This window comes from Verrucomicrobiaceae bacterium, from assembly GCA_016713035.1.
Classification (GTDB): domain Bacteria; phylum Verrucomicrobiota; class Verrucomicrobiia; order Verrucomicrobiales; family Verrucomicrobiaceae; genus Prosthecobacter.
Genome location: JADJPW010000003.1, coordinates 647,104 through 662,107, shown reverse-complemented (window position 1 = coordinate 662,107; position 15,004 = coordinate 647,104). Strand labels below are relative to the sequence as shown.

Here is a 15,004-nt window from a genome sequence, read left to right as displayed (position 1 = left end):
TAGTTGCCACCAACCATTCATTTCTGAATCATGCCTGACCTTATCCACGTCCACTACGCCACGACGGGCGAAAGCACCTCCACCGACGCCATGGGGATGCGTGAAATGCAGGCGCGAGCCTATGCCGCGCGTGTTGCTCAATACCTGCTGCTGAAAGCGCCGCCGGCCTCCGGTAAGTCACGGGCGCTAATGTTCATCGCACTGGACAAGCTGCATCATCAGGGACTGAAAAAGGCCATCATCGCCGTGCCAGAGCGCAGCATCGGCGGCTCCTTTGACAGCACCAGGCTCAGCGAGCACGGCTTCTTCGCTGACTGGGCGGTGCCACCCGAGCACAACCTCTGCACGCCCGGCGGAGACAAGGGTAAGGTGGGTGTCTTCAAGAAGTTCCTGGAAGGTGAGGGGCGCATCCTCATCTGCACCCATGCCACGCTGCGCTTTGCCTTTGATGAGCTGGACGCTGACGCCTTTAACAACTGCTTGCTGGCGGTGGATGAGTTCCACCACGTCTCGGGCAATGAAGACAGTCGGCTTGGTGAACTGGTGCGCGGCATCATGTCTCACAGCTCGGCGCATCTGGTGGCAATGACAGGCAGCTACTTCCGAGGAGACAGCCAGCCCGTGCTGCTGCCGGAGGATGAAGCGAAGTTCACCGGGGTGACCTACAACTACTACGAGCAGCTCAACGGTTACGAACATCTGAAGTCCCTGGGCATCGGCTACCATTTCTACCAAGGGCGCTACATGACTGCGATTGGTGAAGTGCTAGACACGAACCAGAAAACCATCCTGCACATCCCCCATGTGCGCACGGGTGAATCCACGAAGGACAAGCATGGAGAGGTGGGGGCCATTCTCGATCTCATTGGTGATGTCGTCTCCGCTGACCCAGAAACGGGCGTGCTAAACGTGAAGCGGAAGTCGGACGGCAAGATGATCAAGGTGGCTGATCTCGTGGATGACGATGAGCAGCGGAGAAGTCGGGTGATTGGTTATCTGCGCAAGCTGGAGAAGCCGGAGGACATGGACCTCATCATTGCGCTCGGCATGGCGAAGGAAGGCTTTGACTGGAAGTTCTGCGAGCACGCGCTCACCGTGGGTTATCGCGGTTCCCTGACGGAAGTGATCCAGATCATCGGGCGCTGCACTCGTGACAGCGTGGGCAAGAAACACGCGCAGTTCACCAACTTGATCGCCCAGCCAGACGCCAAGCAGCCGGACGTGGCGCTTTCCGTGAACAACATGCTGAAAGCCATCACCTGCTCTCTGCTGATGGAGCAAGTGCTGGCCCCAGTGATCAAGTTCAAGCCGAAGCAGGACGGGGAAGACACGCCAAAGGGTGAAATCCGCATCAAGGGACTCAAAGGCGCGACGACCGACCGCGTGAAGAAGATCATTGAGCAAGACATCAATGACCTGAAAGCCGCCATCCTCGGTGATGACGCCGTGACGAAGGCCATTGCGGGCACCATCGACCCCGAAGTGCTGAACAAGGTGCTCATCCCAAAGGTAATCGAGACCAAATACCCGCAGCTCACCGCCGAGGAAAAGGAGCAAGTGCGCCAGCATGTGGTGGTTGGCTCCGTGATCGCAGGTGGCGAGATTGTGCATGAGGGTGATAAGCGGTTTATCCGCATGGCTGGGCAGTTCATCAACATTGACGACCTGAGCATCGACCTGATCGACTCCATCAACCCCTTCCAGCGGGCTTATGAAATCCTGTCGAAGCAAGTGGATGTGCCGACGCTGAAAGCCATCCAGGACTGCATCGCTGCGACACGCATTCAGATGACCGATGAGGAAGCCATTTTGCTCTTCCCGAAGATCAAAGCCTTTGTGCAGACCCATCAACGTGAGCCGAACATCAATGCGCTGGACCCACTAGAGCAGCGCATGGCCTCCGCCCTCATCTTCATCAAGAAACAACGCCAGCAACGCGGCCAGTAAGCCATGACGGACGAACAACTCGCCAAGCTGATCGCGGATGACGATCTGGGACTGCTAGCGGTCAAACCCAAGCGCACGCCCCAAACCTCCGAAGAGGAGCGGCTGCTGGAAGGCTTTCAGGAACTCATTCGCTTCGTGGAAAACACAGGCGCAGCACCAACGGAGCTGGGCACCGGGATGAATGAGCGGCTGCTATTCACCCGACTGAAAGCGATCCGTGAGAACACCGCGCAGCGTGAACGGCTGCTGCCCTTTGATGAATACGGTCTGCTGAAAGGAGACGTGGTCGCACCGCCAAAGGAGCCGCCGCCCCCGGCGACGATAGACGACATCTTCAATGATCCGTTCTTCGCCAGCCTTGACTCGGGGGCCTCTGACATCTTCACCCTGAAGCACGTCCCGCAGGCGAAGGACATCGAAAGCCCGGACTACGTGGCGCAGCGGAAGCCGTGCAAAGACTTCAAGGTGTATGAGGAGCAGTTCCAGAACTGCCAGAAGGAACTCAAGGCCGAGAAGCGCCGACTGCTGCCCTTTGCCAACGAGCAACAGATCGAGGTGGGCAAGTTCTATGTGTTGGGCGGCATCCTGCTGCTGGTGGTGGAAGTGGGCGAGCGCTTCGAGAAGAAAGGCAAATGGAACAACCGGCTGCGCCTCATCTTCGAGAACGGCACCGAGTCCGACATGCTGCTACGCTCTCTCGCAAGTGAACTCTACAAAGACGGCAAGCGTGTCACCGAGCTGGATGAGAAGCTGCTCAATGCGATGCTGGTCACAGACGAGGACAAAGACGCGGGCTTCATCTATGTGTTGCGCTCTCTGAGCGAGCATCCCGACATCAAAGCCGTGCCGAACCTCTACAAGATCGGCCTCGCTCGCCGCAGCATCGACACCCGCATCCAGAATGCCGCGAATGAACCCACCTATCTTATGGCGCCCGTGGCGCTGGTGAGCAGCTTCCAATGCTACAACGTGAACCTGCCGAAGATGGAGAACCTGCTGCACCGCTTCTTTGATCACGCGGCAGCCAAAGTGCAGGTGAAAGACCTCGAAGGAAACTACTCGACGCCGAAGGAGTGGTTCAGCGTGCCGTTATCCACTATCGAAGCTGCCGTGCGCCTGCTGATCTCTGGGGAGATCGTGAACTATGTTTATGATGACGGGAGCGGGACGGTGAAGCTGGTGGAGTAGCGCGAAGGCACTCCTTTGATCCTGCCGCTGGATTCCCGGCTGCTGCCACGCTCACGAGCCTGGGTGGACGTTGCTCAAACCCATCGCTTAACAGCGTTCCTGCAAGCGCCTCAGCCGCCGCTCGTCGTAGTCGTGGTTGATGCCGCAGAGATGCATGAGGGTGGCCTGCATGTCATGGATGTGGACGGGGGCGTTCACGATGTTCCAGGCAGCATTTTGCGGGGCATGAAGTCGTCACCTCTTCCCATTCCCCAGCGGCGCGGGCGTCTCCTACAGCCTTCGCTGCATCTCGGTGAGTCGGGGGCGATGGATTTCATCTCGGGCGAGGTTGTGCCACTTGTGAGGATCATTCGCGATGTCTTAGAGTTCTTCATCGCCGTCGGCGTAGCGGAGGTAGCGCCAGTCGCGGGTGATGAGGGCGTGGTCGGTTTTCAAATCGGGATTCGTGCTGAGCCTGCGGTAACTGCTGAAGGCCATGAAAACGTGCGAAAGCAGGCAGACAAGAGTCTCTGACTCACCGGCTCAGATACTCCCACGGCATCTTCGGCGTCTCGCGGGTCTCATGGCCCAACTTTCGTGACCCCAGACGGTGACGGGTGGGTGTTTGCCCTCCAGCGTCACGGCCTCGTGACCTTCAGTCGCACAAACCGCTTCGTCACTCCACTTCCAGCAGGCACCGTGGCCTTGATTTGCTGGGTGGTGGCGCTGTCGGTCAAAAGGGTGCTGGTGATGCCTGCGGTGCTCCAAGTCACCAGATCATCGCTCCATTCGACGGTGTAGGGGATGTCGGTGGCGGATTTGTTCTTGGTGTAGATGAAGTCGAGGTTGGAGCCGTTTTTGGTGGCGGATTGCGGGACCACGTCGTTGAGCGCGGGGTTCATGGCCGTGGCGTATTCGAGGAGGTTGCTGGTGCCGTCGGCATCGGTGTCGGCGGAGTCGAGGCCGGTGCCGGTGTTGAGGACGCTGCCGTAGTGGGTGAAGCGCCATTGCTCGATGGGCGTGGTGATGAGCGTGAGGACGACGTCGTTGCCGGTGCCGCCAGCGTAGGTGATCTGGAAGGTGTAGCCGTCGTCGGTGAAGGTGCTGTTGTTGGCTTTTCCGGCGAAGGTGCCTGTGATGGCTCCGGTGCTGGTTTTGTTCAGGATGGTGAAGGTGCTGCTGGGGGCCAGATTGGGGCCGCAGATGAGGTCGAGGGCCCCATTGAGGCTGACGGTGGTGCCGCTGACGGTGAGTTGATCATAGCCGCTGCCGACGGTGCTGCTGTTGAGGCGGACTTGGAAGGTGGCGCTGGATGCATGTGTGAGATTGGCAGTGGTAGTTGGAGTGCCTTGCGGGGCAAAGATCGCGGCATTGGTGGTGACGGCACTCGCGAGGCTGCCTGCGAGTGCGAGTCGGCCTGTGCTGATGGTGGTGGCGCCCGAGTAGGTGTTGGTGCCGTTGAGCGTAAGTGTGCCATTGCCGACTTTAGTTAGGGTAAAGGCACCACTGACTCCTGGATGCAAAAAGAGATCGCCCGAGCCGCCGATGCTGCTGTTCGCGGCGAGGATCACCGCACTCATGTTTGCCGTCGCTGTGGTTCCCGTGCCGCTGCTGAAAGTGACGCTCGGGGCGCTGGTGTAGCCGCTGCCGGGGTTGGTGACTTGGATGCCGCTGACGACGAAATTGGTCGCGTTGCCGGTGCCGGCGGGATTGGTGCCTGCGGTCGTGACGGTTCCGCCGGTGAAGGCAATGGTCGGAGCCGAAGTGTAGCCGACACCTGCATTCGTGATGGTGATGCCGGAAACGATACCGCTGGTCAAAGTGGCCGTTGCGGTGGCACCGGTGCCACCTCCGCCGGTGATGGTGACGGTGGGTGCGGTGGAATATTCTGTCGTGCCGCCATTGATCGTAAAACTGGCCGCACTGAGGCCTAATGTGGCGACGGCAGTAGCGTTTCCGCTCAGGATGACATCCGGCACGGTGCTGTGAACGCCGCCTGCGGTGGTGGAGATGCTGTGGACGCCGTTGGAGATGCTGGCGGCTGTGGCGCTGTTGTTGATCAATGCGCCGACGCTGCCCACGCCGGTGCCGCGAACGGTGATGGCCTCGTTAACGCCTGGCTGGCCGTTGAGATCCAAAGTAGCTCCAGCGATGATGCTGGTGGCTCCGAGTGTGTTTCCAAGTTGCAAACCGCCGCTGCCAAGAGCGTTCGCATTTCCGATGAGGAGCGTGCCTGCTGTCACGGTGGTGGTGCCGCTGTGCGCATTGGCACCGCTGAGCGTCCAGGTGCCTGCGCCTTGTTTGTTCACGCCGAGCAGCACATTCGCGCCGCTGCCATTGCTGATCACGCTGGCGACGATTCCCGATCCTGCACCATCAAGCAGCAGATTTCGACCCGTGGCGATGGGAGCGATACTGCCTGCAAGTGTGAGCGTGCCACCGTTGACGAGGATCTTCGTATCGCCACCACCGCCGGTGAGATTGATGGGGCCGAGGATGGAATTGTCGCCCGCTTCATTGATGATGGCTCCGGTGATGCTGCTGGTGTTGTAGCTGATGGTGGCGGGCAGTTCGATGGGGTCGGCACTGCCATCGAGCGCGAGGTGTGGAGCGCCTGTGGTGCCGTTGCTGAGCGTCACCGTCTTGGTGCCATCGCCGAGCGCGGTGCTGTTCGTGATGCGCAAGGTGCCACCGCTGACATTCACGCCGCCGTCGAAGGTATTCGTGCCGCTAAAGACGACCGTGCCCGCATTGATCGGACAGTCGATTTGCACGCCGCCAGTGCCGGTGATGGCATTCGGCACGTTCAAAGTGCCGGTGCGGTCAAAACGCAGCGTGCCGTTGTTGATCACGTCGCCGCTACCGAGGCTGCCGGTGGTGCCGTCGTTGCCGATTTGCAGCGTGCCCGCATTGATCGTGGTATCGCCGGTGTAGCTGTTCGTGCCTGCGAGGATGAGTTTGCTGCTGGTGCTGTTGCGAATCACGCCGCCCGCACCGCTGAGGTCGCCATTGAAGATGAACGTGCCGGTGTTGGTCGCATTGAAGGTGGTGTCGGAGCCGAGCACAATTGGCGTGTTGATGTTGTAAATTAGTCCTGTGCCAGTGCCGGCGAGGTTCACGGTAGGCAGCGTGGTGCCGTTGTTGAGAAGCTGGAAGCTGCCTCCACTGATGTTGGTCGTGATCGCCGCAGTGCTGGTGCCTGCGAGCGTGAGATTGTTCATCTGGAGAACGCCCGCGATGTCATTGGTGGCAGTCGTGGTGCCCGCAGCGAGCGTTTGCCCGGTGAAGAACTGCACGGAGGCACCGCGAGAGCTTGTCGGCGAAGTTCCGGCCTGCCAGTTCGTGCCGGTGGACCAGTTGCCGCTCGTGGAGCTGGTCCAAATGTAGTTCACCGGTGCTGCGGAGAGTGAAATCGTCGCTGTGGTGCTGAGGCCGCCGAAATGCCGCGCGGTCATGCCATTGAACAACGTGGTGACTTCCGCCGGACTCAGCGCGGCGCTAAAAACGGCGAGCTCATCGAGCTTTCCATCGAACCAGCGCGGCGCATACGTCGCGGTGACATCGGTGTGACCGCCAAAGATGAGCGGCGCGGTTTGATTCGTGGCGAAGGTGAAGGCGGTATCGCTGCCGACGAGCGCTCCATTCAAATAGAGGCTGATGGTGCTGCCGCTGCGCACGACAGCAAAGTGATGCCACACACCCGGCGTGGCCGCAGTGCTCTCGATGCTGACATCCGGCCCTGGATAGTGATGCAGCGTGAGCGTGGAGGTGCTGCGAGCGATCAAATACAGCTCCTCGCCGCTGCCGAAGCCGTCGCCGGTGTTGAGATGCCAGATCATGTCCTCATTGCCGCTGTCGCGGCGTTTGAACCAGCCGGTGAAGGTCCAATCGCTGGTGTCCCAGTCGATCTCCGTCGTGGTGATGGTGCGGCTGAGTCGCGCGGCATTGGCTCCGCCGTTCTCGGCGAGATCGAGGCTGCGTCCAGCACGACCGAGAGCGGCAGGGACATCGCTTTGCAGCGTGTAGGCACCGGTGCCGATGGCGTCATAGGCTCCATCGCGACCATTGCCGGAGACATCGGGCTGATCGGTCGGATCGGTCGGATCGGGAGTGTCAAAATCATAGACCAGAAGCGTGCGGGGATCAGCGCCGGTGTCCGTCGCGGTGAAGCTGAAGCTCGGCACGCCGGTGTAGCCGGGATTCGGCGTGAAGCGGGCGGTGAAGCCATCGGCAAGCAGCGTGACGGTGCCGTTTTGTGGATCGCTCACGCTGAAGCGCATCTGCGCGGCGGGTGTGGAGTCGTCGGTGATGTAGTTGCGCAAATCGATGTCCACCGGGTTTTCGCCATTGCTCGTGGCGACGCTGCTGATGGCTATGGGCGCGTCATTGGAGGCGGCGATGTTCCAAGTATTGAGCGCGGTGACAGCGGGCAGCGTCGTGGGAATCGGATCGCCGGTTTGCAGAGGCACAAACCACACGGCGAGCGTGGTATTCGTGACGTTGGTGAGATTGATGGCGAGCTTCTTGTGGCCGGTGTTGGCGTTTTGCGCGGGTGTCGTCACCGGATTCGCCGAACCGGGCAGCGGCACGGCATCCATGATTTGGAATTGGCCGCTGCTGCTGAGGATCTTGCACCACAGACGCTCCGCGCCCTGAGTGAGCATGGCGCTGGTGCCATCGGGATCAATGACGACACTCGTGGTCGGATGCGTGTAATGCGCGAACCACCACACCGTCTTGCCGGTCGCCGCTTGGATTTCATCCTGCACGAGCACTTCATCGCGTGCGCCCATGAGCCGCACACCGCGCCAGACCTTGCTCATGCCTGTGTAGACCGGCGTGAGATCATGAATCGAGAAGGAGCTGCTGCCACCAAGCTCGCTTTGATACGCGGTGAGCGGTGCGACGGCACCCAGCACCATGCCTGCGGTGCCATCGGGATTGATGGCGAGCGTGTTCTGCCCCTCTGGCCTCATGCGGTAGTAGTCCCAGCGATCCACCGACGTGCTGCTCGATGTGCCGTTGAAGTAGTTTGGAAGCGCATAGTTGTCGCCGCTGAGATCGTGAAACCAACGTTTGCCGAGCGCATCGAGCACAAAGGTGCCCGCATCGAGATTGCCATGATCCGCGCCCATTTGGCCGCCTTTCGTGCCGACGAAGGTGGCACGCGAATCATTCCATTTGCCGCGCATCGTCACCATTTCCTGCGGTTGGAAAGCGGTGCCTGCATCACCATGAAAGGCCATGTCCGCCGCCGAACCATTGTTCGCCACGGTGACGCCCACGTGATCATTCCACCACAGCGCACTCAGCGCACTGCCGCTGCCGGTGTTTTCCCAGCCATCATACGCGGCGATGCCATAACGCCGTGCCATCCACTGAAACTGCGCCCCGCGAGTGCCGCCGCCCGCACCTGCATCGGCATAGTTGAAGATGACATTCGAGGTTCCGAGCGAGTTGATCGGCCCATAGCCAGCCTCGGAGACATTTTGCGTGTTGCTGATGCCGAAATCACTGCCCAGCACCCATTCGAGCCCGGCAAGCATCCTCATTCCATACTCCGTGGTGTAGCCCCAGTAGCCCGGGCCTTCATACCAGGCACCGTTGTCGGTGGTAAAATGCTTCCAGCAGGGTCGCGTGGAGTTGATGGAGCGGTTGAGGATGTTTTCCACCAGCGCCTCGGATTCTGTGCCGACGACCAATGCGCCCATGCTGAGACCGCCGGTGCAGACCTGGTTCCAGTTGTTGCCATCACTTTGCGACCATCCGGCATTGTTGGTGAACTGCGACAGGCCCGGATTGAGGCCTTTGTTGATGATCGCGGTGCGGATCGTCGTGCGTCGTGCGGCATCCCAGTAGTGGTAAAACCAATCGTAGCCGATGGCGCAGCCGTGCGTCATCTCGGCGGTGTCGAGGAAGTGGCTGGGGTTCCAGTTTGGGAAGAGCGTGTTGTCCGCCACGGTGTTCAGCTCCGTCCAGGCACGCTCCGCATACTGCGCATCGCCCGTGAGCTGCCACGCGAGGCCGAGCTTATACATGCGATCCACCACGGTGCGTGATTGCGTGAGGATCACGCTGCGCACATCCGGCGCATAGACCACCGGAGCCGCCGTGAGGATGCCATTGGCCGAGTTGATCGCGTTTTGCGCCCAGGTCTTCTGCTGTGGTGCCGTGGGGCTCAGGTAAGCCGCTTTCAGCTTCGCAAATCGTTCCGCCGTGGCAAAAAGACGCGGATGATCCTGCGCCATCGTGTTGAGCAGGTTCGCCTCTGTTGGCTGCGCCGTGCCTAGACCAGGCTGCACCAGTGCCGAGCCTGGAACGACACTGAAAGCCGCATCCCCCGGCTTTTTCCAGCCCACGGACCAATGATCCGTGCCGGTGTTCTCTTTGTGCAACAGCTCCACATAGTAGCGCTGACCTTGCACAAGCGTCCTGGCACTCGACGGCGTGCCCCAGGCCCGAAACGCCGTCGCGGAGGCCACACTCGCCGCGAGTGATTTGTTCGCGCTGGTCGCATCCGTGCTCACATACAGCTCCACCACCTCATCTCCGCTCACCGCAAAGGTGTAGCTGCCACTCACCGGCGGCACGATGAAGCCCGTGACCCGCGTGCCATACGACTCCGCCCAATCCTGCGCCAAACACTCGAACGACGTGATGAACTCGCGCCCGCCCGGCTTGCTCGGGTAGTTCGCGTTCGATGTGAGTGATGAAATCAAGCCCCCGCTGATCCCGCTCCAATGCTCCCGCAGCAGCGATCCGCCCGCCTTGTCCACGCGAGCCGGATACAGCCTCGAAGTCGGAATCACCTCCCGCGCCCGCGACGCACACGACCACTCCAGCTTCACCGAAGCCGAGCCCGTTTGCTCGATGTATTCCAACCGGATGTTCACCCGTTTCCCCGCCTCCAGATTCACCTGCCCGCGCATTTCCGGCCCCGCCGCCGCAAACGTCCGGCTGGCGATCATCTGATCATTCACCCACAACCGCGCCCCATCATCCGCCGTCACATAAAACGTATAAAGCCCGGTGAACTCCGGCTCGATCTGCCCCGACCACGCGATGGAAAACGTGTCCGCATTCGTGATCGTCGTGCCGGATGGGATCGCCGTGCCGAAGCTGAAATTCACCGTGGCATCGGTGCGCGTCGTCTTCAGCGTGCCAAAGGTCGCGGTGTCGTAGTATTGCCCCGTGAGCCCTGTGCCCTGCGAAAAGGCAGAAACGACGGCGACAAAGAGAAAGAGGAAGGCGAAGCGGAGCATGCGGTTGGACCCGGAGCCCTGCTGTGACACTCCGGGTGCCCGTTTTATCGAAAAAAGCCGCTTTTTGGAAGATCTATTTCTACCTGACGGCGACCAAAGCCAAGCGCCTTCCTCATCACCAAAGGCAGAAGGGTCAAACTCCAGCCCATCAACCAAGCCGCCGCCTCTCTAGAACTGTTGCCCCGCCCCTCCGCTTTTTTGTCCGTGCTTGGCAAATTGGATGTGCGATCTACCCTCGAAATCAATGAGCATTTCGCCCGACACCTTCAGTGATTACCTCGTCTTTGTGGACGAGAGCGGAGATCATGGCATGGCCACGATAAATCCTGACTTCCCGCTCTTCGCACTGGCGTTCTGCGTGTTTCTAAAGGCTGCCTATGTGCATGAGGTAACACCTGCCGTGCGAGAGTTGAAGGTGAAAAACTTCGGCCATGACCTTGTGATTTTGCACGAGCACGACATCCGCAAAAAGGCGGGTGCGTTTTCCATGATGAGCAAGGAGCCGCGCGAGGCTTTTCTCCATCAGTTGACTCAAATCATTGATGCGGCCGAATTCACCCTCGTGGTCGTGGTGATCGACAAACGAGAACTGCATCTCACCGATGTCTCATCGACCAATCCCTACCATCTGGCGCTGCTGTTTGGACTTGAGCGTGTTTACCGCCTTCTTTCGGAGCGCGGCCAGGGCACTCAGACCACCCACTTCATCGTCGAGGCACGCGGCAAACGCGAAGACACCGAACTGGAACTCGAGTTTCGCCGCATCTGCGAAGGCGACAACGGTCTCGCCAAGCAATTGCCCTTCAAGCTTGTGATGGCTGACAAGCGCACGAACTCGGAAGGCCTTCAGATCGCTGACATGGTGGCGCGGCCCGTCGCCTTGTCCGTCCTGCGCCCAGATCAGCCCAATCGCGCCATGACCATCCTACAGCACAAGTTTTGGCAAGGCTCCGATGGTCAGGTGGCAGGCAACGGCTTGAAGTGTTTCCCCGAGAAAAACGAAAGGCCACCGGGTAGTCCCAGTGGCCTTTCACCGAACGGGTAGTCCCATTCCAAAGCTGCTAAATCAGTAACGCAAGTGAGTGGGCTTGGCAAGTCTGGAGAAGAGGAAGGCAAAGCTGAACATGAGGTTGGACCCGGAGCCCAGCTGTGACACTCCGGGTGGCCGTTTTATCGAAAAATGCCGCTTTTTGGAAGAGCTATTTCGTCCTGACGGCGACCAAAAATGATTCACGAGGGGCTGAGCCGTCCACTGATTCTGCTAAAGCCAAAATAAACCTCCCTCATATCGACGTCGGCCAGTTCAGTACTATCCTCCCCATTGAAGAAGGAAACGCCTTACAGTTACAAAACGTCAAACACTCGGTAGCTCACACGGGCCAGCTCCCCAATGGGTTGCCAAACATCGGGGCATGAGGAATATCCAGCTGAAAGTGCATCATTCGCTCCCTGAGAAACTTCTCAACGACCTCTGGCTTCACGCGGCGATTCCGGAGAATAAAGCCGTAGCGTTGAAGGCAGGTCATCGCATGCATGCTGAGGTTGCGATCCATGTCCGCTCGATTGAATGCATTTGCGGGAAATTGCGCACCTTGAAGTTCATCCATCACTTTCTGTCGCCGCCTCATATCATCTGGCGAATAACCCAGACGGCGTCTCTCAGTTTCCAAATGCAAAACCTGGTTGAGCACGGCGGACAATATATGCCAATCCTTGTAGCCGCGTTCATAGTATTCGGCGCATAGAGCCATGAACCTCTCGTCCGTTTGAAGGATCTCAACTTGGAGCGTGATGCGTTGTTTCACGCCAATATAGCGGTCACGAATCTGCCGAAGTGAATCGGTTTCATCGAATCTACGATGTGGGGGTGGTGAGCCAGTTGTTGATGTCATACTTGTTTGCTCCGATTAAGTCGAGAAGGGCGGTGAAGGTGCGTCCGGTTGAGCAGGCTCGTTCGAAGACCCCGCCAGCCTTCCATGCGGCAAGCTCTTCTTCGATGTCGTTCTTAGAGTCTATGGTGGTGAATAAGAGAATGTCCGTGAGGAGGCCATAAAGATGCTGAGTATACTCTTGAGGCTTGTTGCGCATCCAGTCGATCATTCCTGTCCCCCAAACAAGTTCTTGCGATTCCATGCCCAAAAGGGTTGGATTGATTTTCGGAGGGTTAACCCCATCAGCCTTTGACACAATAGAAAGGTCAACAGTATCGACCACGAACGCGAAGTTCTCCCATTTTGCATCTGCAAACGCTGATTCGAGCATCCCAAGAATGGTTTCGGCGTAAATTTGGGCTCCAAGCTCGTTCGCACACCGAATACGATACTTTACACCAAAAATGGTGGCCTCATAAACACTGGCAGAACGAGTCTCTCCCACGGTGGAATTGCGGATCTGTGAGTAAGCAGGCTGTTCTTTCCAAGATTCCACGAGGTCTTGAATCTCGGCTGGACTTGCTGACTGCTCAGCTTCGATTACCGAGGATTCACCAAGAGAATAGAGCAGCGCGATTCTCGACGAGGCGAGCCCCATTTTGTCCAACGTCGGTGGCAGCCGTTTGAGCTCGGCAGCCTGCTCAGGTGCCAATTTGAGGAAGAGGCACCCCAGACATCCATCTTGACGATCGAGTTCTTCAGTTACGTCCTCGGTGCTCTGTCCCGAGGCTTTTACTTGATTGGCCAATCCATGCGCGAAGTTCCTCCAAGCCAAAAATGGAGCGATTCTCCCAAGCTGTAGTTCATTCCAGGCTAGTCGCATAACGCAATCGAAACCACGTTTCGGGTTCGCACGCATTGATTCAACTGAATACAACGCGATGTGAGCAGCTTCCAAATATGCGGCCCGGGACGCCCATCGAAGTTCCATGTCGCCATAGACCGCGCCTAATGCCAACGAAGCCTTCCCGCTTTCCAGCAATGTTTCCTCATGGGCGAGGTCAAATCTGGCCTTTGACAACTGGGACACCGCCTCGCGATAGCGTTTATTGGTGAGCAGTTGAATGCCGTATTTCAATTGGCGGTGGCCTGTCTCGCGGACACCGCAGCGTTCGACTATAAGCTGCTGCACCTCGCTTTGAAATGCATTGTAGTTCGGCAATGAACAGAGAAACTCGCCTATACCTTCGATGGCATCCACAAACCTCAGCAGAGGATATGTGCTAAGTCCCTTTGATTGGCGAAAACATTCCAAATAGGCGTCGAGCATTTCAACCATTCGTTGCTTGTCACTGAGACTATCCTTCATTCCCAGGCGAACGAGCAAGGTTTTGGCAAACAGTGCGGTGTTCGGTCGGGCTGCATCTGCCGCCAAAGTGGTAAAACGTGCTTTCAGGCGACCAACTCGTGCCGCCTCCCTTTCATCTGCTATTTCATGTTGCCTAAGTAGTTTGGCGGTTTGGAGAACACTGCAAATGTTCGAGAAGAGCTCACATTCTTCGCCCGTTCCAATCTGCTCAAGTAGTGGCTCCATTGCCTCATAGATTCTTTCTGTCTCGATGGGGTCATCAAACCAGAAATAACTTCTCCAAGCATGCTGGTAGTGTGCCCGCAACGCTAACCCTGGGTGCCGGTATTTCTCAGCCAAGTGCCGGGCTTGAATGAACAGTCCATCCACCTCCGTTCGAGGGCGTTCGAGGGAACAAGCAAGCTTTGCCGCTTCAAGATAGCTTTCGGCTAAAGAGTAGTCGTCATTTCTGGCCAAGTCAGGATTCCTGAGTGAGTTCAATAGTGTTTCCAACTCAACCTCGCGCGAAGCGTCCTTTGGTCCAAGTCGTTTGGTCTGCGACATTCGCACATCGAGTCCCAATTTGGCGACAGCCAGTTCAATGTGGTGCCCTTTGAAAACACGATCAACAAGCCATGTGCGATCAAGTATCCTTACGTCACAACCGCTTAGAGTCAGCATCTTAGTTTCCCACTTCTCTCGCTCTTTGTCAGGGACAGGTTGGTTTGTGATAAAGAAGATCTTAGAGAACTGCCGAGAAAGCCCGGTGATCTTTGTGACATCCCCTGCAACTTTAGGTTTCCATGCCTTCTGAGCACTGAATGCAAATGCCCAATCATCATTGGGGGGACGAGCTTGACTGGCCCAGTATCGTCGTTCACCGAGTTCCTCCGAAACAGGATATGTGGATGCGTCAGTTTTCGAATCCCCACCACCCACAGGACCAGTCTGGGGCAAAAGATTCGGGCAGATCTCTTTCTCTGCAATTGCACGCGCAAACTCCTCAAACTCTCGCTCTCGTCTTTCGGTGGTGAGTTGATCGAGATAGAACTTGAGTTGGTCCTCGCCAACTCCCGCCACATCGACGCTTTCGCTGTCCGAGAAGTAGTCAGGGTGTTCCTGCCTGTAATACTCACTTGGACGTAGTGCTGCCCAAGGATGGCCGGGGGATGGAACGGTTGACTGGGTTGGGGGCTTCATCGCAGAAAGGTATAGTGGTATTCTTTAACCGCGAACGCCAACAAGGATATGCTTCTTGAAGCTCAATCCGTTCGGATTTTGAACTGGGTGCTAAGGGAGGTGTTGGAGAGGTTGGCAAGCCTCCCAGCGCGGACGTTAATTTCAAACTGGATGGCTTCGATTGCCAATCGAAGCTACTTCGCGGTGGCCTCGCGGGTGGTTTCCGGCGT

6 protein-coding genes are annotated in these 15,004 nt (G+C 58.1%); 3 read left to right on the top strand and 3 right to left on the bottom strand.

What is annotated here, in order from left to right:
- Window positions 1-30 precede the first annotated feature (30 nt).
- Together IPK32_13555 and IPK32_13550 are read left to right on the top strand one after the other, a co-directional pair.
- Window positions 31-1,947, top strand: coding sequence for an ATP-dependent helicase (locus IPK32_13555; protein MBK8092974.1), 1,917 nt, complete (start codon window positions 31-33; stop codon window positions 1,945-1,947).
- A 3-nt stretch (window positions 1,948-1,950) separates the two neighbouring features.
- Window positions 1,951-3,135: a GIY-YIG nuclease family protein gene (locus tag IPK32_13550; GenBank protein ID MBK8092973.1), complete on the top strand. Its 1,185-nt coding sequence runs from the start codon at window positions 1,951-1,953 to the stop codon at window positions 3,133-3,135.
- Between the two features lie 617 nt (window positions 3,136-3,752).
- Here the strand turns inward: IPK32_13550 and IPK32_13545 are convergent.
- Window positions 3,753-10,376 carry an autotransporter-associated beta strand repeat-containing protein gene (locus IPK32_13545; protein ID MBK8092972.1) on the bottom strand — a complete coding sequence of 2,208 codons (6,624 nt, stop codon included), beginning with the start codon at window positions 10,374-10,376 and terminating at the stop codon, window positions 3,753-3,755.
- Between the two features lie 244 nt (window positions 10,377-10,620).
- Between IPK32_13545 and IPK32_13540 the strand changes: the two genes are divergently transcribed.
- Complete coding sequence (locus IPK32_13540; protein ID MBK8092971.1) at window positions 10,621-11,421, top strand: DUF3800 domain-containing protein; 801 nt, start codon at window positions 10,621-10,623, stop codon at window positions 11,419-11,421.
- 325 nt (window positions 11,422-11,746) lie between these two features.
- Here the strand turns inward: IPK32_13540 and IPK32_13535 are convergent, their stop codons facing one another.
- Entirely contained in the window at window positions 11,747-12,181 is a 435-nt protein-coding gene (locus tag IPK32_13535; GenBank protein ID MBK8092970.1) for a hypothetical protein, read from the bottom strand.
- Window positions 12,182-12,230: 49 nt separating this feature from the next.
- On the bottom strand, window positions 12,231-14,795 hold the full coding sequence (locus tag IPK32_13530; protein MBK8092969.1) for a hypothetical protein: 2,565 nt from the start codon (window positions 14,793-14,795) through the stop codon (window positions 12,231-12,233).
- Between the last annotated feature and the right edge of the window lie 209 nt (window positions 14,796-15,004).